The 22315-nt window shown below is 70.3% G+C and carries 20 protein-coding genes; 12 read left to right on the top strand and 8 right to left on the bottom strand.

The window, feature by feature from the left end; translation table 11 throughout:
* Positions 1–3 precede the first annotated feature (3 nt).
* The gene (locus ACFOES_RS08520; protein WP_377832810.1) at positions 4–297 is read right to left on the bottom strand and encodes an SCP2 sterol-binding domain-containing protein; all 294 of its coding nucleotides are present in this window, start codon (positions 295–297) and stop codon (positions 4–6) included.
* A gap of 131 nt (positions 298–428) precedes the next feature.
* On the opposite strand from ACFOES_RS08520, the gene ACFOES_RS08515 reads away from it, so the two are divergent.
* From ACFOES_RS08515 to ACFOES_RS08495, 5 genes are all read left to right on the top strand, one after another.
* A complete protein-coding gene (locus tag ACFOES_RS08515; protein WP_377832809.1) occupies positions 429–947 on the top strand; it encodes a tetratricopeptide repeat protein in 519 nt (172 codons plus the stop codon).
* A 10-nt stretch (positions 948–957) separates the two neighbouring features.
* Positions 958–4005 carry a helicase-related protein gene (locus tag ACFOES_RS08510; RefSeq protein WP_377832808.1) on the top strand — a complete coding sequence of 1016 codons (3048 nt, stop codon included), beginning with the start codon at positions 958–960 and terminating at the stop codon, positions 4003–4005.
* A 4-nt stretch (positions 4006–4009) separates the two neighbouring features.
* Complete coding sequence (locus ACFOES_RS08505; RefSeq protein ID WP_377832807.1) at positions 4010–4405, top strand: RNA-binding S4 domain-containing protein; 396 nt, start codon at positions 4010–4012, stop codon at positions 4403–4405.
* Positions 4406–4453: 48 nt separating this feature from the next.
* Positions 4454–4792: a ferredoxin FdxA gene (fdxA, locus tag ACFOES_RS08500; RefSeq protein WP_377832806.1), complete on the top strand. Its 339-nt coding sequence runs from the start codon at positions 4454–4456 to the stop codon at positions 4790–4792.
* Positions 4793–5082: 290 nt separating this feature from the next.
* Positions 5083–5592, top strand: coding sequence for a CarD family transcriptional regulator (locus ACFOES_RS08495; RefSeq protein ID WP_377832805.1), 510 nt, complete (start codon positions 5083–5085; stop codon positions 5590–5592).
* 224 nt (positions 5593–5816) lie between these two features.
* Here ACFOES_RS08495 and ACFOES_RS08490 read toward each other — a convergent pair whose 3' ends face one another.
* Both ACFOES_RS08490 and ACFOES_RS08485 read right to left on the bottom strand, forming a co-directional pair.
* Complete coding sequence (locus ACFOES_RS08490) at positions 5817–7724, bottom strand: cation:proton antiporter domain-containing protein (protein WP_377832804.1); 1908 nt, start codon at positions 7722–7724, stop codon at positions 5817–5819.
* Positions 7725–7742: 18 nt separating this feature from the next.
* Positions 7743–8219 (bottom strand): Lrp/AsnC family transcriptional regulator, encoded by a 477-nt coding sequence (locus tag ACFOES_RS08485; RefSeq protein ID WP_377832803.1) that lies wholly within the window; start codon positions 8217–8219, stop codon positions 7743–7745.
* A 115-nt stretch (positions 8220–8334) separates the two neighbouring features.
* Here ACFOES_RS08485 and hppD point away from each other — a divergent pair, with 115 nt between their 5' ends.
* The gene (gene hppD, locus ACFOES_RS08480) at positions 8335–9429 is read left to right on the top strand and encodes a 4-hydroxyphenylpyruvate dioxygenase (RefSeq protein ID WP_377832802.1); all 1095 of its coding nucleotides are present in this window, start codon (positions 8335–8337) and stop codon (positions 9427–9429) included.
* 48 nt (positions 9430–9477) lie between these two features.
* On the opposite strand, the gene ACFOES_RS08475 is transcribed toward hppD, so the two are convergent.
* The gene (locus ACFOES_RS08475; protein WP_377832801.1) at positions 9478–12891 is read right to left on the bottom strand and encodes a hypothetical protein; all 3414 of its coding nucleotides are present in this window, start codon (positions 12889–12891) and stop codon (positions 9478–9480) included.
* A gap of 159 nt (positions 12892–13050) precedes the next feature.
* On the opposite strand from ACFOES_RS08475, the gene ACFOES_RS08470 reads away from it, so the two are divergent.
* Positions 13051–13791, top strand: a complete 741-nt coding sequence (locus ACFOES_RS08470; RefSeq protein ID WP_377832800.1) for an SIMPL domain-containing protein — start codon at positions 13051–13053, stop codon at positions 13789–13791.
* Between the two features lie 93 nt (positions 13792–13884).
* Here ACFOES_RS08470 and ACFOES_RS08465 read toward each other — a convergent pair whose 3' ends face one another.
* Positions 13885–15171: an O-acetylhomoserine aminocarboxypropyltransferase/cysteine synthase family protein gene (locus ACFOES_RS08465; RefSeq protein ID WP_377832799.1), complete on the bottom strand. Its 1287-nt coding sequence runs from the start codon at positions 15169–15171 to the stop codon at positions 13885–13887.
* A gap of 184 nt (positions 15172–15355) precedes the next feature.
* Positions 15356–16360 carry a hypothetical protein gene (locus ACFOES_RS08460; protein WP_377832798.1) on the bottom strand — a complete coding sequence of 335 codons (1005 nt, stop codon included), beginning with the start codon at positions 16358–16360 and terminating at the stop codon, positions 15356–15358.
* Positions 16361–16441: 81 nt separating this feature from the next.
* Between ACFOES_RS08460 and ACFOES_RS08455 the strand changes: the two genes are divergently transcribed.
* Complete coding sequence (locus ACFOES_RS08455) at positions 16442–16852, top strand: hypothetical protein (RefSeq protein WP_377832797.1); 411 nt, start codon at positions 16442–16444, stop codon at positions 16850–16852.
* A 17-nt stretch (positions 16853–16869) separates the two neighbouring features.
* On the opposite strand, the gene ACFOES_RS08450 is transcribed toward ACFOES_RS08455, so the two are convergent.
* Both ACFOES_RS08450 and ACFOES_RS08445 read right to left on the bottom strand, forming a co-directional pair.
* The gene (locus ACFOES_RS08450) at positions 16870–17661 is read right to left on the bottom strand and encodes a dimethylarginine dimethylaminohydrolase family protein (protein WP_377832796.1); all 792 of its coding nucleotides are present in this window, start codon (positions 17659–17661) and stop codon (positions 16870–16872) included.
* Between the two features lie 161 nt (positions 17662–17822).
* Positions 17823–18287: an outer membrane lipoprotein gene (locus tag ACFOES_RS08445; RefSeq protein WP_377832795.1), complete on the bottom strand. Its 465-nt coding sequence runs from the start codon at positions 18285–18287 to the stop codon at positions 17823–17825.
* A gap of 478 nt (positions 18288–18765) precedes the next feature.
* On the opposite strand from ACFOES_RS08445, the gene ACFOES_RS08440 reads away from it, so the two are divergent.
* The 4 genes from ACFOES_RS08440 (at position 18766) to ACFOES_RS08425 (ending at position 22280) form a co-directional block, all read left to right on the top strand.
* A complete protein-coding gene (locus tag ACFOES_RS08440) occupies positions 18766–19089 on the top strand; it encodes an ArsR/SmtB family transcription factor (RefSeq protein ID WP_377832794.1) in 324 nt (107 codons plus the stop codon).
* A gap of 42 nt (positions 19090–19131) precedes the next feature.
* Positions 19132–20568, top strand: coding sequence for an FAD-dependent oxidoreductase (locus ACFOES_RS08435; protein WP_377832793.1), 1437 nt, complete (start codon positions 19132–19134; stop codon positions 20566–20568).
* Positions 20565–21758, top strand: coding sequence for an MFS transporter (locus ACFOES_RS08430; protein ID WP_377832792.1), 1194 nt, complete (start codon positions 20565–20567; stop codon positions 21756–21758). The genes ACFOES_RS08435 and ACFOES_RS08430 overlap by 4 nt, the downstream gene beginning before the upstream one ends.
* A 231-nt stretch (positions 21759–21989) precedes the next feature.
* Positions 21990–22280, top strand: coding sequence for a DUF2934 domain-containing protein (locus ACFOES_RS08425; RefSeq protein WP_377832791.1), 291 nt, complete (start codon positions 21990–21992; stop codon positions 22278–22280).
* Positions 22281–22315 lie beyond the last annotated feature (35 nt).

Genomic DNA, 22315 nt, shown 5'->3' with positions numbered 1-22315 from the left:
GGCTCAGGCCAGGGCCGAGCCGAGCTGCATCGCCAGGCCCATGTTGCCGTCAACCGCCAGCTTGCCGCTCATGAAGGCCGAGGTCGGGTTCATGTCGCCCTCGAGGATCGCCTTGAAGGTGTCGGTATTGGCGGTCAGGGTGACGTCGGCCTCGGCATCGGTCTCGGAGGCGCGGACGCCGTCGCCGTCGATCACCAGCGCGCCCTCGCCCTCGACCACGAACTTGGCCACCCCGTCGAAGCCGCCCGAAAACCGGCTGCTCAGGGCCTCCACCGCGGCGTTGATCACATCGCTCATCATCCGTCTCCTGTCCGGTCCGGGCTATGGTATTTCCCGGTCGCTGCGCTACATTCGGTTCCGTTATGGGTAATCGCGCCGCATATCTCAATCGTATCGTTACGGCAGCCGGGCTGGCGCTCGGCCTCGTGATGGCGACCGGGGCCCTTTCCGGCCCGGCCCGGGCGGCCGACAATGCCGATCCGGCCCGGCTGCTGGCCGAGTTGAAGTCGGACAATCCCGACACCTGGCGCAAGGCGGAATCGGACCTGCTGCGGCTGTGGTCGAAATCGGGCTCTCCGGCGATGGATCTGCTGCTCGAACGCGGCCACAAGGCGCTGAAGGACGGCGATCCGAAGTTGGCGGTCGAGCATCTGACGGCGCTGATCGACCATGCGCCGGATTTCGCCGAGGGCTACAACGCCCGCGCCCGTGCCTATTTCCAGCAGGGCCTGTTCGGTCCGGCGCTGCAGGACATCGCCCGGACGCTGCGGCTCAACCCCCACCAGTACGGTGCGCTGGCCGGGCTGGGGACGATTCTCGAAGATACCGGCGACGACAAGCGGGCGCTGGCGGCCTACAAGGCCTCGGCGGCGATCAACCCGCACCAGTCCGGGGTGAACAAGGCGATCACCCGGCTGGAGCAACAGGCGGCCGGGCAGGAACTCTAGGAACACGGATATGCGCGAGCAGGGGCGGGTCACGGCGGTCCTCGGACCGACCAATACCGGCAAGACCCATTATGCCATCGAGCGGATGCTGGCCCACCGCACCGGCGTCATCGGCCTGCCGCTGCGGCTGCTGGCGCGCGAGGTCTATGACCGCATCGTCGCCATTCGCGGCCCCTCGGTGGTGGCGCTGGTCACCGGCGAGGAACGGATCGTGCCCGAGCGGACGCAATACTGGGTCTGCACCGTCGAGGCGATGCCGATGGAGATCGGCGCCGATTTCGTCGCCGTCGACGAGATCCAGCTCTGCGCCGATCCCGATCGCGGCCATGTCTTCACCGAGCGGCTGCTGAAGGCGCGCGGCCTGCACGAGACCCTGTTCCTGGGCTCGGACACGATGCGCAAGGCGATCGCGGCGCTGGTGCCCAAGGTCCAGTTCATGGCCCGCGAGCGGTTCTCGGAATTGACCTATTCAGGTTCGAAAAAGATAAGCCGGATGCCGACACGCTCGGCCATCGTCGGGTTTTCGGTTGAAAATGTATATGCGATTGCCGAGCTGATCCGGCGCCAGAAGGGCGGCTGCGCGGTGGTGATGGGGGCCCTGAGCCCGCGAACCCGGAACGCGCAGGTCGAGCTCTACCAGAACGGCGACGTCGATTACCTGGTGGCGACCGACGCCATCGGCATGGGGCTCAACCTCGACATCCGCCACGTCGCCTTCTCGGCGCTGGGCAAGTTCGACGGTCACCGGATGCGGGCGCTGTTCCCGCATGAGCTGGGCCAGATCGCCGGCCGCGCCGGGCGGCACCTGGACAGCGGCACCTTCGGCGTCACCGGCGAGGCGCGGCCCTTGCCCGAAGACGTGGTCGAGGCGATCGAGAACCACGAGTTCCTGCCGGTGCGCAAGCTGCACTGGCGCAACTCCCGGCTCGACTTCGGCACCGTCGAGCGGCTGATCGCCTCGCTCGAGGCACCGACCAGCGACGACTGGCTGACACGGGTGCGCGAATCCGACGACCTGCGGGCGCTGAAGATGCTGGCGGCGATGGAGGAGGTGCGCGACCGCGTCACCACCGGGCCGGATGTCCGCCGGCTGTGGGACGTCTGCCGCATCCCCGATTTCCGCGGCATCTCGGGCGGCGAGCATGCCGGGCTGCTGGCCCGGATCCACGGTTTCGTCCATGACGGCGGACGGGTGCCGGACGACTGGCTGGCCAAGGCCGTCAAGCGCATCGACCGGACCGAGGGCGATATCGACGCGCTGTCCAAGAGACTGGCATTCATCCGCACATGGACCTATGTCGCGCAACGCTCTGGCTGGGTGCGTGACGAAAGTCATTGGCGCGGCGAGACTCGCGCGGTAGAAGACCGCCTGTCGGACGCGCTTCACGAACGTTTGACGCAGAGATTTGTTGACCGGCGCACATCGGTTCTGTTGCGCCGGTTGAAGCAGAAGGAGACCCTCGTGGCCGAGGTGAACGACAAGGGTGAAGTGACGGTCGAAGGCGAATTCATCGGCCGTCTGGAAGGGTTCCGGTTCCGCCAGGACCAGACGGCGACAAGCGACGAGGCCCGCACCCTGCGCCAGGCCGCGGTTCAGGCGCTGAAGCCCGAATTCCACCTGCGCGCCGACCGTTTCTACAACGCGCCCGATACCGAGCTCGATTTCACCGAGCAGGGCGGGCTGATGTGGGGCGAACTGGCGGTCGGCAAGCTGGTCGCCGGCGCCGAGCCGCTCAAGCCGCAAGTGGAAGCCTTCGTCGACGAGGAGGCCGGCCCGGACGTCGCCGACAAGGTGCGCCGCCGGCTGCAGCATTTTATCGACCGCAAGGTCGCGACCCTGTTCGAGCCGCTGCTGGCGATGAGCCGCGACGAGGCGATGACCGGGCTGGCCCGTGGCTTCGCCTTCCGGCTGGTCGAGGCGCTGGGCGTGCTGCCGCGGGCCGAGGTGGCCGGCGAGGTCAAGGCGCTCGACCAGGAGGCGCGCGGCGCGCTGCGCAAGCACGGGGTGCGCTTCGGCCAATACACCATCTTCCTGCCGGCGCTGCTCAAGCCGGCGCCGACGCGGCTGCGGCTGGTGCTGTGGTCGCTGGCCAACGGGCTGGACGAGTTCCCCGAAAGCCCGCCGCCGGGCCTGGTGACGATCCCCAACCAGCCCGAGACGCCGAAGCTGCATTACACGCTTGCCGGCTACCACCCGGCCGGCACGCGGGCGATCCGCATCGACATGCTGGAACGGCTGGCCGACATGCTGCGCGCCAAGGACAGCCGGGCGGGCTTCGAGGCCACCGCCGACATGCTGTCGATCACCGGCATGACGCTGGAACAGTTCGCCGACCTGATGGGCGGGCTGGGCTACAAGGCCGAGCGCGGCGAGCGGGCCAAGGTCAAGGCGGCGACGCCCGAGGAGACCCCGGAAGCGCCGAAGGAAACGCCCGAAGCGCCGAAGGAAACCCCGCAGGCGCCGGCCGAGACTCCGGCGGAACCGCCGGTGGAGGCGCCCGAGGCGCCGGCCGAGAGCCCGGCGGAGACCCCGGCCGAAGAGCCGGGCGAGGCGCCGGAACCGGTGCCGGAGGCCCCGGTCGAGACGCCGGCGGAGGCGCCGGTGGAGGCGCCGGCGGAAAGCCCGGCCGAGGCGCCGGCGGAACTGCCCGCAGAGATGCCGTCGGAACTGCCCGGCGAGATGTCGCCCGAAATGCCGCCCGAGATGACGGCCGAGATGACGGCCGAGGCCACCGCGGCCGAGCCGGGCGAGGCGACCGAGACCGAGATCTACTACACCTTCACCTGGGCGCCGCGGCCGCGCGGCCATGGCCGTCCGCGTGGCGAGCGCCGGGGCCAGGGCGGCCCGCGCGGCGAAGGCAAGCCGCGCGAACGCCAGGGCAAGGCCGAGGGCCGGGGCGAGGGCGAGCGGCCCCGCGGCAAGGGCAAAGGCAAGGGCAAGCCCGGCGGCAAGGGCGGTGACAAGCCGCGCAGTTTCGAGGCCCGCCCGCCGCGCAAGGAGAAGGTCGACCCCGACAATCCCTTCGCCGTGCTGGCCGCCCTGCGCGACCGCAAGTAGCGCCATGGCCGGGCCGGCTCAGGACGCGCCGGGCGGCCCCCAGGGGCCGCGCCCGACCCTGCGGCTGGACAAGTGGCTGTGGCAGGCGCGGTTCTACAAGACCCGCAGCCTGGCCACCAAATCCGTCCAGGAGGGCCGCATCCGGGTCAACGCGGCGCGGGTGACCAAGCCGGCGCAGGCGGTCGGCCCCGGCGACACGCTGACCTTCGCCGTGGGCGGCCGGGTGCGGGTGGTGCGCATCCTCGCCATCGGCCTGCGGCGCGGACCGGCGCCCGAGGCGCAGGCGCTCTACGAGGACCTGTCGCCGCCGGCATTGGATGCCCCGGCCTCGGGCGGGCCGCGCCCGACCAAGAAAGATCGTCGCAACCTCGATCAAAGGCGCTCTCCCCCGCTTGAATGATCCCGGCAGGTGGTCTAGCTAGTCCTGCGTCGTCAAGGGAGTCTGCGCATGACTTACGTCGTCATCGACAACTGCATCGCCTGCAAGTACACCGACTGCGTCGAGGTTTGCCCGGTGGACTGTTTCTACGAGGGCGAGAACATGCTGGTGATCCATCCCGACGAGTGCATCGATTGCGGCGTCTGCGAGCCGGAATGCCCCGCCGACGCGATCCGCCCGGATACCGAGCCGGAGATGGAGAGCTGGGTCGAGTTCAACCGCAAGTATTCCGAGCTCTGGCCGGTGATCATCACCAAGAAGGACCAGCTGCCCGAGGCCGAGGAACGCGACGGCGAGCCCGACAAGCTGAACAAGTACTTCTCGGAAAAGCCGGGCGAGGGCGGCTGAGCGCGCCGAATCGTCGCGGCCGGAAGGGGGCAAAAATGCAGGTGACGCAACGTCCTGCGACATCGCAAGCCCGGTTCCATACTTTTGAGCGGCTTTGATTCGGGCGCTTTTCATGCTATATATCTGTTACAAATAGACGTGGACGCTTGATCCCCATCCGCAGCGCTGCTCGCCTGTGCGGTGGTATTTCTGTCGGCATAGCATTGAAGCACCGGGGCATACCGTGTCCCCGGCGGTTTTCTTTCGCTGTGCTGCCAGGGGAGGCGGGCGCCTTGTGAGGAAGCGACTGAATGACCAAAACGAAGAAAAACGAGTTCCGCCCGAACGATTTCGTGGTCTACCCCGCCCATGGCGTGGGCAAGATCGTGTCGATCGAGGAGCAGGAAATCGCCGGGCTGAGTCTTGAGCTGTTCGTCATCTCCTTCGAGAAGGACAAGATGACGCTGCGGGTGCCGACCAACAAGGCCAGCGAGATCGGCATGCGCTCGCTCTCGACCCCGGACGTGGTGTCCAAGGCGCTCGACACGCTCAAGGGCAAGGCCCGGGTCAAGCGCGCGATGTGGTCGCGCCGGGCCCAGGAATACGAGCAGAAGATCAACTCGGGCGACCTGCTGTCGATCGCCGAGGTGGTGCGCGACCTGCATCGCACCGACGACCAGCGCGAGCAGTCCTATTCCGAGCGCCAGCTCTACGAGGCGGCGCTCGAACGGCTGACCCGCGAGGTGGCGGCGGTCTCGGGCGTCGACGAGCTCAACGCCCAGAAGAAGGTCGACGACGTGCTGCTGTCGCGCGCGGCCTGAGCAATTCGCAAGATCGCGAGGCAAGCCGTGCCCTTCGGGGCACGGTTTTTTCTTGCGATCGGGGGATCGGCGAGCACGCTCCCGGGACAGGGAGGGGGCGCTGCCCCCGCCGCGCTGCGCGCGTCTCCCCCGGAGTATTTTCGCAAAGGTGAAATGGGTGGGGCGCCCGGGCTTTCTTCTTTGCCCAAATACTCCCGCCGGAGGCGCCTGCCGGCGGCGCCGGCTCAGCGGCCGTCGACCTCGACCTCCGGCACCTCCTTCGGTCGCCGCTCCTCGTCGAGCTGCTGCATCAGCGCGGTTTCCAGCTCGCGGTCGAGCTCGCGGGCGCGGGCGACGTAATCCTCGTTCAGATGCGAGGGCTGGCCCGGCACCCAGAGTTCGGCCAGGTCGCGCAGGGCGGCGCGGTCGACCTTGTAGAAGGTCTGCGAGATCTTCGCCGCCTCGTAGGCGGTCAGGCCGATATTCTCGAGCACGTAGCGCCCGGCCCGGACCGAGCTGTCGAAGGTCTCGCGCACGATGTCGTCGGCGCCGGCCTGGTAGAGTTCGTAGACATGGGTGCGGTCGCGGGCGCGGGCGACGATATGGAGGTCGGGCCGGACCTGGCGGGCATGGGCGACGATCTTGATCGCCGAATCCGGGTTGTCGACCGCCACCACCAGCACGTCGGCCTCGGCCAGGCCGGCCGCCGCCAGCAGCTCGGGCCGGCTCGGGTCGCCGAAGAAGCCCTTGACGCCGAAGCGCCGCATCAGCTGCACCGTCGCCATGTCGGCGTCCAGCACCGTCGTCGCCGCGCCGCTCGACCGCACCAGCCGGTTGACGACCTGGCCGAAGCGGCCGATGCCGGCGATGATGACGCGGCCCTTGTCGTCGATCGTGTCGGCCTCGGCCTCGGGCCGGGTCTCTGCCAGGCGGCGGGCGATCCAGTCCTGCAACAGGAACAAGAGCGGCGTCAGCAGCATCGACAGGCCGATGACGAAAAGCAGAAGCTCGGCGACGCCGGCCGGCAGCACCGCCTGCTGGACCGAGAAGCTGACCAGCAGGAAACCGAACTCGCCGGCCTGGGCGAGGCCGAGGGCGAACAGCCAGCGGTCATGGCCGCGCAGCCGGAAGACCAGCGTCAGGGCGAGCAGGATCAGCATCTTGACCAGCATCAGCGCGCCGGTGAGGCCGAGGATGAGGAAGGGCTCGGTCTCGAAGACGCGGAAATTGAAGCCGGCGCCGACGGTGATGAAGAACAGCCCCAGCAGCAGGCCCTTGAACGGCTGGATATCGGCCTCGAGCTGGTGGCGGAATTCCGAGTTGGCCAGCACCACGCCGGCCAGGAAGGTGCCGAGTGCCGGCGACAGCCCGACCAGGATCATCAGGAAGGCGATGCCGAGGACGATCAGCAGCGAGATCGCGGTCGACATCTCGGGCAGGTGCGCGGCATGGACGAAGCGGAAGACCGGCCGGGTCAGGTAATGGCCGCCGAGCACGATCGCGGCGACCACGGCGAGGGTCAGCAGCGTCATGCCCCAGGCCGGCAGCCCCTCGACCAGGCCGAGTACGGCGCTGGCGGGGTGGGTCGGCTCGGTCGTGCCGTGCAGCCCCAGCGCCTTGAGCAGCGCCTCCTGCGACATGCCGTAGGCGAGCAGCGGCAGGAAGGCGATCATCGGCACCACGGCGATGTCCTGGGTCAGCAGCACCGAGAAGGCCGAGCGGCCGCCGGCGGTGCGCATCAGGCTTTTCTCGGTCAGGGTCTGGAGCACGATGGCGGTCGAGGACAGCGACAGGATCAGCCCGATCGCCAGCGCCATCTTCCAGCTCAGCCCGAGCAGGATGCCGGCGCCCATGATCGCGCCGGCGGTCAGCACCAGTTGCAGCCCGCCCAGCCCGAGGATCTTGTGGCGCATGTTCCACAGCACCCGCGGTTCCAGCTCGAGCCCGATCAGGAACAGCATCATGACGACGCCGAACTCGGCGAAATGCTGCAGGTCGCCGGCCTCGGCGCCGGTCAGGCCGAGGACCGGCCCGATCAGGATGCCGGCGGCGAGGTAGCCCAGCACCGAGCCGAGGCCGAGCCGGGCGGCCAGCGGCACCAGCAGCACCGCCGAGAGCAGGTAGAGGCTGGCGAGGTAGAGAAAGCCTTCCATGTCGGTCCTTCCGGGCGGTCAGGTGGGCAGCGGAGCATCGGGCTTGAACTGGTCCATCACGATCTGGCTTTGCACCCGGGCGACGGCCGGGTGGGGCAGCAGCACCTGGTGGATCAGCCTGTTCAGAGCCGGCAGGTCGGTGCAGTAGACCCTGAGCAGGTAATCAGCTTCGCCGGTCAGCGTCCATGCGCTGATGATCTCGGGCCGGGTGCCGAGCAGGCTGTGGAACGATTTTGCACCATCCGGGGCATGGGTCGCCATCTCGACCTGGACGAAGGCCTGGACGCTGAGGCCGATCTTCTCGGGGTCGAGCCGGGCCGAATAACCGCGGATATAGCCCTCGGCCTCGAGCCGCTGCCGCCGGCGCCCGGCCTGGCTGGCCGAGAGATGCAGCCGCGCCCCCAGCGCCTCGGCGGTCAGGTGGGCGTTCATCTGCAGCTCGGCCAGCAGGCGGGAATCGGTTTCGTCCAGTTCGGTGCGTGGATCGCGCGTCATATCCGTCTTTCCTGCGTGGATCGCGCGTCAGCCTAGCATGGATCGGGGCAGAATGCGCGCAAATCCCGCGTCGCGCGGCGTAGTGTCGCCGGATAACCGCGCACAGGAGGAAACCATGGGTCCTTTCCCGCATACGGCCCCCCGGGCCACGATCACCGAAGAGAACCCGGCCGGCACCGACGGCTTCGAATTCGTCGAATTCGCCCATCCCGAGCCCGAGAAGCTGCGCGAGACCTTCGCCAAGATGGGCTACGCGCTGACCGGCCGCCACAAGACCAAGAATGTCGAGCTCTGGCAGCAGGGCGACGTCACCTACCTGCTCAACGCCGAGCCGAACACCCATGCCGCGGCCTTCATCGAGGAGCACGGCCCCTGCGCCCCGTCGATGGGCTGGCGCGTGGCCGACGCCCGGCACGCCTTCGACCACGCGGTTGCCAAGGGCGCCACGCCCTACGAGGGCGACGGCAAGGTGATGGACGTGCCCGCGATCGTCGGCATCGGCGGCTCGCTGATCTACTTCATCGACCAGTATTACGACACCTCGCCCTATAACGCGGAATTCGAGTGGCTGGCCCAGTCCAAGCCCGCGGGCGTCGGCTTCTACTACCTCGACCACCTGACCCACAACGTCCACAAGGGCAACATGGATGTCTGGTTCAAGTTCTACGGCGATATCTTCAACTTCCGCGAAATCCGCTTCTTCGACATCGAGGGCAAGTATACCGGCCTCTTCAGCCGCGCCCTGACCTCGCCCGACGGCCGCATCCGCATCCCGATCAACGAGGACCGCGGCGAGACCGGCCAGATCGTCGAATATCTCAAGCGTTACAACGGCGAGGGCATCCAGCATATCGCCGTCGGCACCGAGGACATCTATGCTTCGGTCGATGCGATCTCCGACAAGGGCGTCAAGTTCATGCCCAAGCCGCCGCACAGCTATTACGAGATGAGCCGCGAGCGGGTGCACGGCCACGAGGAGCCGCTCGAGGCGATGGAGAAGCACGGCATCCTGATCGACGGCGAAGGCGTCGTCGGCGGCGGCGAGACGCGGATCCTGCTGCAGATCTTCTCGCGCACCGTGATCGGCCCGATCTTCTTCGAGTTCATCCAGCGCAAGGGCGATGACGGCTTCGGCGAGGGCAACTTCAGGGCGCTGTTCGAGTCGATCGAGCAGGACCAGATCGAACGCGGCGTGCTGGAAGCCAACTGAGCTGCCAACGCGACAAGGTCTCCGGCGGCGTGGACGCGCTGCCGGGGATCAGCCTTTCGGCATCTTCAGGATGTGGTTGCGGCCGTTCTTGACGTAGTGCAGTTCGTGCTCGCCCAGGGCGACGACCTTGCCGCCATCCACCCGATCCCCGACCTTCACCTTGATGATCCGGCCACTGGGCAGGCGCACCAGCGCCTTGCGGTTCGAGGCGCTGCCGACGACGCCGAGCAGGCTGGCGCGGTTCATCGTCAGCGCCTTCTTCACCGTGGCCCGGCGGGCGACCGAGGCGCTGGTCGGGATCGACGGCGCCGTGCTGACGGAATCGCCGGCGCCGTCGCTTTCGGCGACGGCCGGATCGGACGAGCGGTTGGCCGCGGCGACGGCGGCGGCGACCGATTGCTCCAGGTCCGCGGGCCGGTCCTCGGGCACCGGCGAGGCCGGCACGGCCAGCGCGCTGACCGCGGCATCGGCAGCGGCGGCGGCCGCCGCGGAGGCCGCGTCGGCGGCCGAGGTGTCGGGGATCAGGTCGGCCGGGCGCGGCTTGGGCCGGACCCCGGCCAGGCGCGGGTCGGCGGGCGGCGGCAGCGCGCCCTGGTCGGGCGCGGTGCTGTCGGCGGGCGCGGCCGAGGCCGGGCGCGGTTTCGGCCGTTTGCCGGCCAGCGCCGGGTCGGCCGCCGGAGCGGCCCCCGGAGCGGCCTCGAGCGCGGCGGTGGGGGCGGCGGTCGGGGCATCCGCCGCCGGCGTGCCTGCGCTCGCGTCCCCGGCCGGTGCGCTGCCGGGGCGTGCGGGCGGCACCACCGGCGGGGCGGCGGCATAGACCACCACGCCCTGCGGTGTCACGGCGCCGTCCGGGGTCGCCTTCACCAGCCCCTTGGCGTTCAGCGCGAAGACGGTGCCGTAGGGCGGCGGGTTCACCGGTGCCGTGAAGTCGGCATCGCTGCGCATCGTCGCCAGTTGCGGCAACGGCGCGACCGCCGGAGCCGAGACGCCGGGGGCCCAGTGGCCGACGAAAACCTCGCCCAGCTGCCCCGCGACGGGATTCCTCGGCGCCGTCGGCGCCTGCTGGACGAGGATATCCGCCGGCACCAGCCGGGTGACTGGATCGGCGGGCAGCGCCGGCACGCCACCATCGGTTTGACGGATGGTCCGGGGCGCGGTCGACGGGGCGGCGGGAGCCTCGCCAGTCGCGACGGCCGGGGCATCGGAATCGGCGCCGGCCGCCGGCGCATCCGCCGTCGCTGGATCCGCCGTCGCTGGATCCGCCGCCGCTGCATCCGCGTTCGGGGCGCTGTCGCCGGACGGCGTTTGAGTGGCGACCGGGGCTTCGGGCGTCGCGCCGTCGGACGCCGGAGCCGTCTCAGCCGGTGCCGCGCCGGAGGGGGCGGGCGCCTCGGCCGCGAGATCTGTCGCGAGATCGGTCGCGGGCGGGGCGAGCTCGGGCAGCGGCGCCGGCTCGACGATCGCCGGCGCGGCCGGCCTGTCGGTGGCGGCTGTCGTGGCGGCCGGTGACGTGGCGGTCGGTGCCGTGGCGGAGGACGCCTCCGGGGCGGAAGCGGGGGCCGAGGTCGGGTCGACGGTGGCGGTCTCGACGGGGGCCGGGGGGCTGTCGTTGCGGCCCAGCACCATCGCCGACCACAGCCCTGCCAACCCCAGCAGGACGATCAGGATCAGGGTCAGGATCAGGCCCAGGTAGCGCGGCTTGCCGTATTGCTCCTCGAACCGGCGGGCGCCAAAGACGGTCATCGCCTCGGCCTCGTCCTTCGGCGCCTCGCCGCCCGGCGCGCCCGCGGCCTGCGGCACCGGGGTCGGTTCTTCCCCCACGGCGGCCCTCGTCGCGGCTCGGGTCGCGGCCAGGGCGGCGGACTTCGCGGTGGGTTTCGAGACGGGCTCGGGCTCGGGCGCCGTCACCGCGGGCGCCGTCACCGCGGGCGCCGTCACCGCGGGCGGCGGCGTCTTGGCGCGGGTGCTGCGGGTCTTCGCCCTGGCCTTGCGGCCCGACTTGCGGCCGCCGCGATTGGTCAGGCTCTCGACCGCCGAACTCGCCTGCGCCGCGATGCGCGAACGCAGCGGCTCGGGGATCGCGGTTTCCGAGATCACTTCCGCCGGGCGCGGAGCCGCTTGAGGGCTGGCGGCGGGACGGAGCCGGGGCACCGGTTCGGCTCCCGTCTCGGCTCTCGTCTCGGGCGCCGTCGCGGCCTTGAGCGCGCGCGGCGCCGGGATGTCGCCGTCCGGCGCTGCTTGCCGGGCGCTGCCCAGCTTCGGCGCCGCGTCGGCACCGGGCGTGGCCGGGGCCTCGGCCATCAGTTGCCGGCGGCTGGAGAACGGGACCGGCGCGGCCTCGGGCGCGGCAAGCCCGGGCGTTGCCCGGGCCGTCATATCCGGGGCGGCCATGCCCTGAGGCGCGTTTGTGGCGAGGCCGGGGGCAGGACGCGCAGATCGGTCCAAGTCGGCGGCTTCCGCGGCCTCCGCCGCCCGCTCCTCGGCCGTCGGGAACTCCGGGGTCGCCTCCGCCGGGGTCGCCTCCTCCGGGGTCGCTTCCGCCACGGCGGTTTTTTCCGCTGCCGCATCATCCGGGGCGCCTTCCCGGGCGGGCGTCTTGTCCGGCGCGGGCTCGGTCCCGGAGCTCTCCTTGGCGGCCTTGCCCTTCCGGGGTGCCCTGGCCTTGTGCCGGCGCGGCTTGTCGGCTTCCGGGTCGACGATCTCGTCGGCCAGGACCGAGGGCGGCGGGGACGGCGCGCGCGCATCGGGCATTTCCGCCGCCGCCTCCGCTTCGCTTGCCGCCTCGGGCTCCGGCTGCGCCTTCGGGCCCGGCTCCGCGTCCCGCTCGCCGGCCGTCGGCTCCGGCACCTGCGGGGCCGCTTCGGCGGCGGTCTCGGCCGTGGTCCCGGGCGCGCCGCCGTCTTCCGGCGGGGTGGCGGGGCCGACGATCCGGACCGGGTCCTGGTCGCGCTCGACCTTCTCGCCCTCGGGCAATTGTCCTTTGGCTGCCCGGGTGGGGCCGAAGAACGGCTCGCCGGCAAAGGCGCCGGCCGGCGGCACGGTGACGAAGGAAACCGGGTTGAAGCGATGCTCGACCGCGAAGCCCTCGGCCTCGTCCAGCGTCTCGCGGGCGACGACGGCGACCTTGACCTCGGCCCCGGTGCCCGACCAGTCGAAGACGAGGTCATCGACCTTGTAGGGCGTCATGCCCTCCAGCGCGACGGCGATCTGTTCGCGCCGCTGCGCCACCGAGGGGCCGGGGGCGGAAACGGTGGTATAGAGGATCTGGTCGGGCGGCAGCACCAGCTTGGTGCTGAGCCCGCGCGGGGTCAGGCCGAGCGCCGTCGAGCGCAGGTAGCCCAACGCCCCGGCCATGTCGGGATCGTCGAGCGAAACCTCGCCCACCGGCAGCCAGCCGCCGCGGCTGCGATGCAGCAGGCGAATGCCGTCGGGCGAGAGGTCGAGAGCGAAACTGGGTTTCATTCCGTGGGTCTAGCACAGGGACCGAAGGGCGGGGAGTCTGCCGCCGAATTGCACAATTCCTACAGCAGGAAATCGCCGAATGAAAGAAAAACACCCCGGAAATGCCTTGCCGCGCGGCTCTGACGCAGGAAAGCTGAGGGCCAATCAGGAGGATTTCCGATGCGTTTTTCCAGTTCCCGCCTTGCCGTGCTCTTCGTCGTCGCCCTGGCCCTGCCGCTGGCCGTCCCCGCCGGGCCGGTTCGGGCCGACTCCAGTCAAGCCCCGGCCAAGGCCCAGGGCCGGATCACCGTCACCGGTCGCGGCCATGTCGCCGCCGCGCCGGACATGGCGACGGTCACCCTGGGCGTGACCACCGAGGCCAAGACCGCGAAAGCGGCGATGACCGCCAATTCGAGCCAGCTCGAGCGGGTGATGGCCGGGCTCGAAGGCGCCGGGATCGCGGCGCGCGACATCCAGACCTCGGGCCTGGCGCTCAACCCGCGCTGGCAAACGGTGAAGCCGTCGGGCGAGCGCAAGATCACCGGCTTCGTCGCCTCGAACCGGGTGACGGTGCGGGTGCGCCAGCTCGATGAGTTGGGCAGCGTGCTCGACAGCCTGGTCCAGGCCGGGGCGAACACGGTCGACGGGCTGGACTTCGGCATCGCCAAGCCGGGGCCGTTGCAGGACGAGGCCCAGCAGAAAGCGGTGAAAGAGGCGCGGCGCAAGGCGCAACTGATGGCGGAGGCGGCGGGGGTGACGCTCGGCCGGGTGATCTCGATCGGCGACGGCTACGTGTCCGAACCGCAGCCGATGATGCGGTCCGCGGGGATGGCCGAACCCATCTCGGCGCCGGTGCCGGTGGCCCAGGGCGAGGTGAACCTCTCGGCCACCGTGACGATGGTCTTCGCCATCAAGCCGTAACGCCGCCCGGAAGGGGGCGGCGGCGGTCGCGGGCCGGGCCTCGGTCTCCCTCCGCGCCGGGAGCGGCGCAGAGGGCAAAGGCCGGGAGCTGGTTCAGGCGGTGGCGGTGGCCAGCGCCTGGTCGAGATCGGCGATCAGGTCGTCGGCATCCTCGATCCCGATCGACAGCCGGACCACGTTCGGCGCCGCGCCGGCCGCGACCTGCTGCTTCTCGGTCAGCTGGCGGTGCGTGGTCGAGGCCGGGTGGATGATCAGCGACCGGGCGTCGCCGAGGTTGGCGACATGGCTGAAGATCTCGAGGCTGTCGACCAGCTTGACGCAGGACTCGTAGCCGCCCTTGAGCGCCACGGTGAACAGCGCGCCCGCCCCCTTGGGGCAGATCTTCTGCGCCCGGTCGTGATAGGGCGACGACGGCAGCCCGGCATAGGTGACCGCCTCGACCCGCGGATCGGCCTCGAGCCACTCGGCCAGCTTGCGGGCATTGGCGACATGGCGCTCCATCCGCAGGCTCAGGGTCTCGATCCCCATCAGCGTGTAGTGCGCCGCCTGCGGGTTCAGCGTCATGCCGAGATCGCGCAGCCCGACGGCGATGCCGTGGAAGGTGAAGGCCAGCGCGCCGAAGGTCTCGTGGAACTTGAGCCCGTGATAGGCGGGTTCGGGCTGCGACAGCGACGGGAACTTGTCGGAGGCCGACCAGTCGAAATTGCCCGAGTCGATCACCGCGCCGCCGGTGACGGTGCCGTTACCGGTCAGGTACTTGGTCGCCGAATGCACCACCAGCGTCGCGCCATGCTCGATCGGCCGGCACAGCCAGGGCGTGGCCGAGGTGTTGTCGACGATCAGCGGCAGGCCGGCGCGGTCGGCGATCGCGGCAATGGCGTCGAGATCGGTGACATAGCCGCCCGGGTTGGCGATGGTCTCGCAGAACACCGCCCGGGTATTGTCGTCGATCGCCGCCTCGACGGCGGCCAGATCGTCGAAATCGACGAATTTCGCTTCCCAGCCGAAACGCTTGATGGTCTGGCTGAACTGGGTCAGCGTGCCGCCATAGGCCCGGGTCGAGGCGACGACGTTGCGGCCCGGCCCCATCAGCGGGAACAGCGCCATGATCTGGGCGGCGTGGCCGGACGAGCAGCAGACGGCGCCGACGCCGCCCTCCAGCGTCGCGATCCGCTCCTGCAGCACGGCGACGGTCGGGTTGGTCAGGCGCGAATAGATGTAGCCCACTTCCTGCAGGTTGAAGAGCGCCGCGGCATGGTCGGCGTCGCGGAAGACGTAAGCGGTGGTCTGGTAGATCGGCGTCTGGCGCGCGCCGGTGGCCGGATCGGGCCGGGCGCCGGCATGGATCTGCAAGGTGTCGAAACCGTAGGTCTTGGTCATCTGGGCCTCCCTGAAATGCGTTGCCCAGACGTTAGGGGAAGGCGCTGCGGCCCACAAGTGAGACGCCTCCGGCGGGAGTATTTTCGCAAAGAAGAAATGCGGGCGCTCTCCTGCTTCTTCTTTGGCCAAATACTCCGGGGGTCCGGGGGCCGGCCCCCGGCCTTGCCGACAGCCGTGGCCGCCCTCAGCGCAGCCAGAGCTTGGCCCGCTTGATCCGGTTGCGGATCTTCTGCTCCTTGCGCGGCAGGTCATCGCGGTCGAACATCGCCCGCAGTTTCTCGCCCTTGCCCTGGTAGACCAGCTTGCGCATCGCCTCGCTCTGGCGCAGCAGCCGTTTCATCGGCTGGGGCGCGGCGATCTCTTCCAGCACCTGTACCGCCCGGTCGCTTTCGCGCGCGTAGAGCAGCGGCAGCCAGCGGTAATGGCAGCTGACATCGCCATCTAGCCCGGCCAGCCCCGGCCCCGGCCTTCCGCCGCCGAGGGCGTGGATCGCCAGCGGCAGCGCGATCTGGTCGAGCCACGGGTCGAGCGACTGCAGCGCCAGCTTGGCGGGCGGGTCGTCGCGGATCGCCAGGGCATAGTCGAGGAAGCGCCGGCCGAATGCGTGCGGGCAGCTGTGGAAGAACCAGCCGGCGTTGAAATAGAGATAGCGTTGCCAGTATTCGTCGGGCTGCGACAGGTCGAGCGAGCTGGCGTAGTCGAGCCCGAACTTGTCGTAGAGCGATTTCCAGGTCGCGCCGTAGCCGGGCCCGTAAAGCTCGAGTTCTGGCCAGGTGCCCTCGCGCCGCATCGAGGCGGCGGGGCGGCCGAAATCGAAGCCGACCGTGGCAAGCGGCCCGGTGATCAGCGTGTCGGTGTCGAAGAAGACGAAAGGCTCGCCCTCGGGCAGGGCGAAGAGGCCCTCGATCTTGTTGCCATAGGGGTAGGCGGAACCGAAATGCCGGCTCTCGAACGGCAGGAAGGTGGCGCCGAGCTCCTCCAGCATCGCCCGCACGGCCGGATCGATGATGCGCGGATCGGCGGGCCAGAGCGGCCCCGGCTGCGGCTCGCCGATATAGAGCCGGGCGCTCAGGCCGGGATTGGTCGCCCGCAGGCTGGCGGCGAAGAGCAGCGCCTCGATCTGCAGTCGGCCGGCCTGGGCGATGATGAAGATGTTGAAGCCTTGGCCTCGCGCCGCCTGTGCTGCCATACTGTGCCTGCCCGGTCTTGGTTGCGGGCAGTATAGCTTGTGCCGGTTTCCGAAAAAGCGAAATTCTCGAAGGGTGTTGCGATGCGCGTTTTCCTGGTCTGTGCGGCAGTTGCCGCGTCTGCGCTGCCCGCCGCGGCGGGCGATTTCACCACCGCCGCCGAGGTCAGGCCGATCCTCTCCGCGACCCGGGCGCGCTGGGTGGCGGTGCGGGCGTTCGATGGCAAGGACCTGCTCTATTTCACCCAGATCGAGGCCTGGCGCTGCGGGCTGGCGCAGGTCCGCTACCGGGTCAATGACGAGCCCGAGACGGTGCGCGAGATGGAACCCTGCTACCGGGGCACGGCCCAGCCCAACGCCTTCAAGGCGGCCGATCACCTGCCCTATGTCACCCGGCCGCTGGGCTCGATCTCCAAGGTCTCGGTCACCGTGGTCTATGGCGACGGCAGCGAGGAGACGGCCGAGTTTCCCCGCGCCTTCGTGGAAGTGAACTGAGCGGGGGCTTGTCGTGCTCAGCCCCGGGGCGTGAAGCGCAGGCTGAGGCAGGACATGCCGCCGTCGAGCTTGGCGCATTCGCTGTTGCCGATCTGGCGGATGTCGTAGCCCGCCGCCGCCAGTCTCTCGGCCGTCTTCGGAAAGCCCGCCGGCATCAGCACCAGGTCGTTGAAGCGGATGGTGTTGGCGCAGGCCTCCTCGCCCTCGGCGGTATGGATCACCTTGTAGCCGTCGAAGCAGCCGGAGGCGGCCAGCCGTTCGGTGGTGAGGATGGTCTCGGCGTCGAGCAGCGAGCAGTCGGTCTTGAAATGCAGCACGCCCGGCGGCGTCTCGACCTCGCGCACCGCGTAGCCCCAGCGGGCGGTGAGCCGGGCCAGCTCGGCCACGCCGTCGGCGTCGGTGCGGGCCGAGCGGCCGACGAGGATCTCGCGTTCGGTGGTCAGGATGTCGCCGCCCTCGACATGGCCGCTTTCGATGGCGACGACCTCGCCGTAGAGGGCGCGCAGGGTCGGCGCCATCTCGGCCGCCTCGCCCAGCCGCGACGGCGCGCCGGGGCGCATCACCACGGCGCCCTCGGGCAGGCAGAGGGCGGTGTCCTCGACGAAGACGGAATCGGGATAGGCGGGCAGGGCGGGCAGTTCGACCACGGTCGCGCCGGTCTCGCGCAGGGTGGCGATGTAGTCGGCGTGGTGGGCCTGCATCACGGCCAGGTCCGGCGTGCCGGTATCGACGGCGCGCAACCCGTCGACGATGCTGGGCGCCGGGGCGCGGGTGATGGCGTGGGTGAAACGGAAGGAACGATCGGACATCGGCGCCTCGCTGGAATGCTCCGCCCCGTCATAGCGCGGGCGGCGGGAGGCGTCGAGACGGCCCGGACCGGCCCGGACCGGCCGGCACACCGGCCGCCCGGGCGGGGCGGCCGGCGCTGTCGCGGGGCCGAGGCGCTTTGCGAGGCGCTTTGCGAAGCGCGTTACTGGGACGCCAGCCAGGTCCGGCCGTCGCGGGTGATGACGCGGACGCGCTGACCGACCCGGAAGGTGTTGGAACTCTGGATGATCGTCATGACGCGGCCGCTGTCGAGCCGGATCTCCCAGGCCTGCGACCAGTAGGTGCCCGAGCTGGTCCTCTTGGCCATGTTGCTGCCGACCACCGCGCCGGTGGCGGCGCCGGCGCCGGTCATCAGGCTCTTGCCGCTGCCTTCGCCGAACTGGTTGCCGATGATGCCGCCGACGATGCCGCCGACCAGCGCACCGGCGACCTGGTCGCCCTGGGTGTTGCGCCGCATCTCGACGTTGCGCACGCCGATGATGGTGCCGTGGCGGACATGCGCCTGCTGCTGCACCGGCGGCGGCTGGGTATAGGGGCCGGGCCCGTTATCGACGCAGCCGGCGACCATCAAGGTGCAGAGGGGCAGGATCAGAAGACGCTTGTTCATCGGTAGCACTCCCATGAGTCGAACAAGGGGACATCCCCCCAACATAGTGCGCGATTCCGCGCAGGAAATTGATCCATGTCACCGAGTTGCGGGGAAAACGCCCCGGCCGTGCGGGGCGGGGCCGCTGGGACCGGGGGACCGGCTGTGCCTTCCGGTGCCGCTCTGCCATTGCTTCGGCATGGTCATGGGCAATCTCGCCTGCATCGCGGTCGGGGCCGCCTGGACCAATCCGTCGCCCGGTTTCGATGCCCGGCTGACCCTCGACGCGGTCGAAAGCCGGCGCCCGGCCGCCGCCGCCCCCATCCCGATGAGATCGGCCCCGACCAGCTGCCGCCCGAGGCTCAGGGCGCGGCGCCGGGCCGTTTCATCAGGCCCTCCGCTGCGCCGCGGGGCGTAGGGCGCACCTATTTCGATATCTGTCGAACTATGGCTTGACTCACGCTGCGCTAGGTCGCATGGTATTTCCATGAATATCGAAATGGCATCGCGACAGCTCGAGGCGCTCGGGAACACCACCCGGCTGACCCTGTATCGCATCCTGGTGCGCGCCGGACGCAGCGGCCTGGCGGTCGGGCAGGTGCAGGAGCGTCTCGGGATGCCGGCCTCGACGCTGTCGCATCACCTGAAGCGGCTGGTCGATACCGGGCTGGTGCGGCAGGAGCGGGCCGGGACAAGCCTGATCTGTCACGCCGAATACCCGGCAATGGAGGCGCTTCTGGGTTTTCTCGCCGACGAATGCTGCGCCGACGAGAGCGGATGCGCGCCCGCGCAGGAGGCGGTGGCGCAGGCAGAAGCCGGGTGAGGGTTTTGCCTGTAATTTCCAATATGCTGGAAGGATGGAAAAATGGACAGGCCGCAACACGCCGATCTTCCGGTTGCCGTCGTCGGGGCGGGGCCGGTCGGCCTGGCCGCCGCCGCCCGGCTGATTGAGCGCGGCCTGACGCCGCTGATCTTCGAGCGCGGCGCGCAGGCCGGGGCGACCATTGCCGACTGGGCCCATGTCCGCGTCTTCTCGCCCTGGGAGTTCAACACCGACGCCGCCGCGCGGGCCCTCCTCGAGGCCGAGGGCTGGCACATGCCCGCCCCGGACCACCTGCCGACAGGGGCCGAGCTGATCCGCGACTATCTGGCGCCGCTGGCGGCCCATCCGGCGATTGCCCCGCATCTGCGCCTGAATGCCGAAGTCGAGGCGATTGCCCGGCACGATCATTCCAAGCTCTCTTCCGAAGGCCGGGACGCGGTCCCGTTCGTGATCGTCTGGCGCGATGCCCAGGGCGCGCGGCACCGCACGCTTGCCCGTGCCGTGATCGACGCCTCGGGCACCTGGGTGCGGCCCAACCCGATCGGGCGCGACGGGTTGCCGGTCGAGGGCGAGGTCGAGAACGCTGCCCGTATCGCCTACGGCATCCCGGATGTGCGCGGCGCCGCGCGGGCCGACTATGCCGGCCGGCACACGCTGGTGATCGGGGCCGGCCATTCGGCGATCAACGCCGCGCTCGACCTGATCGCGCTGGCGGGGGAGGCGCCGGGCACGCGGGTCAGCTGGGCCACCCGCTCGGGCGGGATCGAGCGGCTGCTGGGCGGCGGGCTCAACGACGCCCTGCCGGGGCGGGGCGCGCTTGGCCTGCGTGCCGCCGAGGCGCTGCGCGACGGCCGGGCGGCGCTGCTGTCGCCCTTCACCGCCCGGCGCATCGCCGCCCAAGGTGACGGGCTTGAGGTCGCGGGCGAGGTCGGCGGCGTGGACACCGTCCTGGAGGTCGACCGGATCGTCGTCGCCACCGGCTTCCGGCCCGATCTGGCGATGCTGTCCGAGCTGCGGCTGGCGCTCGACCCGGTGGTCGAGGCGACGCCCGCGCTCGCCCCGCTGATCGACCCGAACCTGCATTCCTGCGGCACGGTGCGGCCCCATGGCGTGGTCGAGCTGAGCCATCCGGAGAAGGATTTCTTCATCGTCGGCATGAAGAGCTATGGCCGTGCGCCGACCTTCCTGATGACGACGGGCTACGAACAGGTCCGCTCGGTCGTGGCGGACCTCGCCGGCGACCTGGTGGCCGCGCGCGAGGTGCGGCTGAAGCTGCCCGAGACCGGCGTCTGCCAGAGCGGTCCGGCCCTGTCGGCGGCAGAGCGCGGTCTGGCCGGCATCGCCGAAAGCGGTTGCTGTGGCGGTCCGCCCAAGGTCGAGCCCGCCGCCTGCTGCGCCCGGGACGAGGCCGCCAGGGCCGTCGGCAGGACCGGCTGCGGCTGCGGCAGCGAGGCAGAGCCGGAGAGCTTGGCGAAATGAAACGGATCGGGGAGCGCGGCCGGGTGATCTCGGCCCTTGGCATGGTGATGATCCTGACCTGGGGCAGCACCTTCTACCTGCTCGCGGTGCTCTCCGGCCCGATCCGCGCGGAAACGGGCTGGAGCGCCGGCGCCGTCACCGCCGGGATCTCGATCGCGCTGCTGGTCTCGGGCCTCGCGGCCAGCCGGATCGGGCTGCTGATCCAGCGCCAGGGCGGGCGCAGGGTGCTGGTCGCGGGGGTGCTGCTGATCGCGGCGGGGCTGGTGATCCTGGGCCTGTCGCGCAGCCTGCCGCTCTACCTCGCCGCCTGGGCGGTCCTCGGCCTGGGCATGGCGGCGAGCCTCTACGACGCGGCCTTCTCGACGCTCGGGCGGCTCTACGGCCGCGGGGCGCGCAAGGCGATCACCGCGCTGACGCTCTGGGGCGGTTTCGCCAGCACCGTCTGCTGGCCGGTCTCCGCCTTCCTGGTCGACAGCGTCGGCTGGCGGGCGACCTGCTTCGCCTATGCCGCGCTGCATCTGGTGCTGACGGCGCCGCTGTGCTGGTTCGCCCTGCCGAAGGCGCCCCCCGCCCAGGCGGCGGCATCGCCGGGACAGGCCCGGCCGTCCCCCGCTACGAACGCCTTCGGCCTGCGCTTCTGGTGCATCGCCGTCGCCGGGGCCGCGCTCTCGATGCTGAGCGCCATCTGGTCGATCCACCTGATCACCATCCTCACCGCCGAGGGCCACGCGATGGCCGCCGCCGTCGCGCTGGGGACGGTGATCGGTCCGGCGCAGGTCGGCGCGCGGATCGTCGAGATGCTGGGGCGCGAACGCCATCACCCGATCTGGACCATGATCGCCTCGGCCAGCCTGGTGCTGGCGGGGTTCTCGGGGCTGATGCTGGGCCTGCCAGCGGGGCCGGCGCTGGTCGCCTTCGGAGCGGGCAACGGGTTGTGGTCGATCGCCCGCGGCGCGCTGCCGCTCGCCATCTTCGATCCGCAGGACTACGCCCGGATCATGGGCCGCCTGGCGCGGCCGATGCTGCTCGCCTCGGCGGTGGCGCCGCTTCTGGGCGCCTTGCTGATACAGGCATACGGGCCGCACGCGATGCTGACCGCGCTGGTGCTCGGCGCGCTGGTGCCGCTGGGCGCCGCGATCCTGCTGCTGCTCGACCTGAACCGCGGCGGCAACCGCTACGCGCTGCGCTGAGGCGGCGACGGCCGCCGCTCCGCGAGTCGTGACCGCGGGTTTGGCCGTTTCCGCCCTGTGGCGGTTTGTCCGGGGATGCCAAGCCGTCATCTGATTGTCATAATCGGGCATCGTAATGGAACGATGGCGGGTCCTCGACGAGAGAGCGGCCGGAGACAGGGCTGCAAACGGGGGCCGGGTTGGACCTGCCCATTTCAGTTGCCAGCATTTTCACCTGGGAGAGGCCAAACCATGACCGCAGAGAGCAACGAACACGAAGAGGAAACCATTCGCACCGCGGCCTATTTCATCTGGCTTGCCGAAGGGCAGCCCGATGGCCGCCACGAATTGCACTGGGAGCGCGCGCGCAAGGAGCTGTCCGAGGGCGGCCGGCAGACGGCGCGCCGGTCCGGCGCTGCCAAGTCGACGGCGACGAAACGGGCACGCCCCAGCTCGTCGGCCGCGAAGAAGGCACCGGCGAAGAAGGCACCGGCGAAGACGGCGGCGAAGACGGCGGCAAGGACGGCGGCGGCCAGGACTTGAGCCCCCGATCTGGCGTCTGGCCCGCAAGGCCGGAC

The sequence above is a fragment of the Acidimangrovimonas pyrenivorans genome (genome assembly GCF_042643245.1).
GTDB lineage: Bacteria > Pseudomonadota > Alphaproteobacteria > Rhodobacterales > Rhodobacteraceae > Acidimangrovimonas > Acidimangrovimonas pyrenivorans.
This window is presented reverse-complemented; position numbering and strand designations above follow the sequence as displayed.

What these genes read in the sequence shown, in the direction of transcription:
- ACFOES_RS08445 (WP_377832795.1), bottom strand. Translation starts at nt 18,287, where the DNA reads ATGAACAAGCGTCTTCTGATCCTGCCCCTCTGCACCTTGATGGTCGCC.
- ACFOES_RS08505 (WP_377832807.1), top strand. Translation starts at nt 4,010, where the DNA reads ATGGCCGGGCCGGCTCAGGACGCGCCGGGCGGCCCCCAGGGGCCGCGC.
- ACFOES_RS08435 (WP_377832793.1), top strand. Translation starts at nt 19,132, where the DNA reads ATGGACAGGCCGCAACACGCCGATCTTCCGGTTGCCGTCGTCGGGGCG.
- ACFOES_RS08510 (WP_377832808.1), top strand. Translation starts at nt 958, where the DNA reads ATGCGCGAGCAGGGGCGGGTCACGGCGGTCCTCGGACCGACCAATACC.
- ACFOES_RS08520 (WP_377832810.1), bottom strand. Translation starts at nt 297, where the DNA reads ATGAGCGATGTGATCAACGCCGCGGTGGAGGCCCTGAGCAGCCGGTTT.
- ACFOES_RS08515 (WP_377832809.1), top strand. Translation starts at nt 429, where the DNA reads ATGGCGACCGGGGCCCTTTCCGGCCCGGCCCGGGCGGCCGACAATGCC.
- ACFOES_RS08440 (WP_377832794.1), top strand. Translation starts at nt 18,766, where the DNA reads ATGGCATCGCGACAGCTCGAGGCGCTCGGGAACACCACCCGGCTGACC.
- ACFOES_RS08425 (WP_377832791.1), top strand. Translation starts at nt 21,990, where the DNA reads ATGACCGCAGAGAGCAACGAACACGAAGAGGAAACCATTCGCACCGCG.
- fdxA (WP_377832806.1), top strand. Translation starts at nt 4,454, where the DNA reads ATGACTTACGTCGTCATCGACAACTGCATCGCCTGCAAGTACACCGAC.
- ACFOES_RS08450 (WP_377832796.1), bottom strand. Translation starts at nt 17,661, where the DNA reads ATGTCCGATCGTTCCTTCCGTTTCACCCACGCCATCACCCGCGCCCCG.
- ACFOES_RS08460 (WP_377832798.1), bottom strand. Translation starts at nt 16,360, where the DNA reads ATGGCAGCACAGGCGGCGCGAGGCCAAGGCTTCAACATCTTCATCATC.
- ACFOES_RS08485 (WP_377832803.1), bottom strand. Translation starts at nt 8,219, where the DNA reads ATGACGCGCGATCCACGCACCGAACTGGACGAAACCGATTCCCGCCTG.
- ACFOES_RS08470 (WP_377832800.1), top strand. Translation starts at nt 13,051, where the DNA reads ATGCGTTTTTCCAGTTCCCGCCTTGCCGTGCTCTTCGTCGTCGCCCTG.
- ACFOES_RS08490 (WP_377832804.1), bottom strand. Translation starts at nt 7,724, where the DNA reads ATGGAAGGCTTTCTCTACCTCGCCAGCCTCTACCTGCTCTCGGCGGTG.
- ACFOES_RS08430 (WP_377832792.1), top strand. Translation starts at nt 20,565, where the DNA reads ATGAAACGGATCGGGGAGCGCGGCCGGGTGATCTCGGCCCTTGGCATG.
- hppD (WP_377832802.1), top strand. Translation starts at nt 8,335, where the DNA reads ATGGGTCCTTTCCCGCATACGGCCCCCCGGGCCACGATCACCGAAGAG.
- ACFOES_RS08455 (WP_377832797.1), top strand. Translation starts at nt 16,442, where the DNA reads ATGCGCGTTTTCCTGGTCTGTGCGGCAGTTGCCGCGTCTGCGCTGCCC.
- ACFOES_RS08495 (WP_377832805.1), top strand. Translation starts at nt 5,083, where the DNA reads ATGACCAAAACGAAGAAAAACGAGTTCCGCCCGAACGATTTCGTGGTC.
- ACFOES_RS08465 (WP_377832799.1), bottom strand. Translation starts at nt 15,171, where the DNA reads ATGACCAAGACCTACGGTTTCGACACCTTGCAGATCCATGCCGGCGCC.
- ACFOES_RS08475 (WP_377832801.1), bottom strand. Translation starts at nt 12,891, where the DNA reads ATGAAACCCAGTTTCGCTCTCGACCTCTCGCCCGACGGCATTCGCCTG.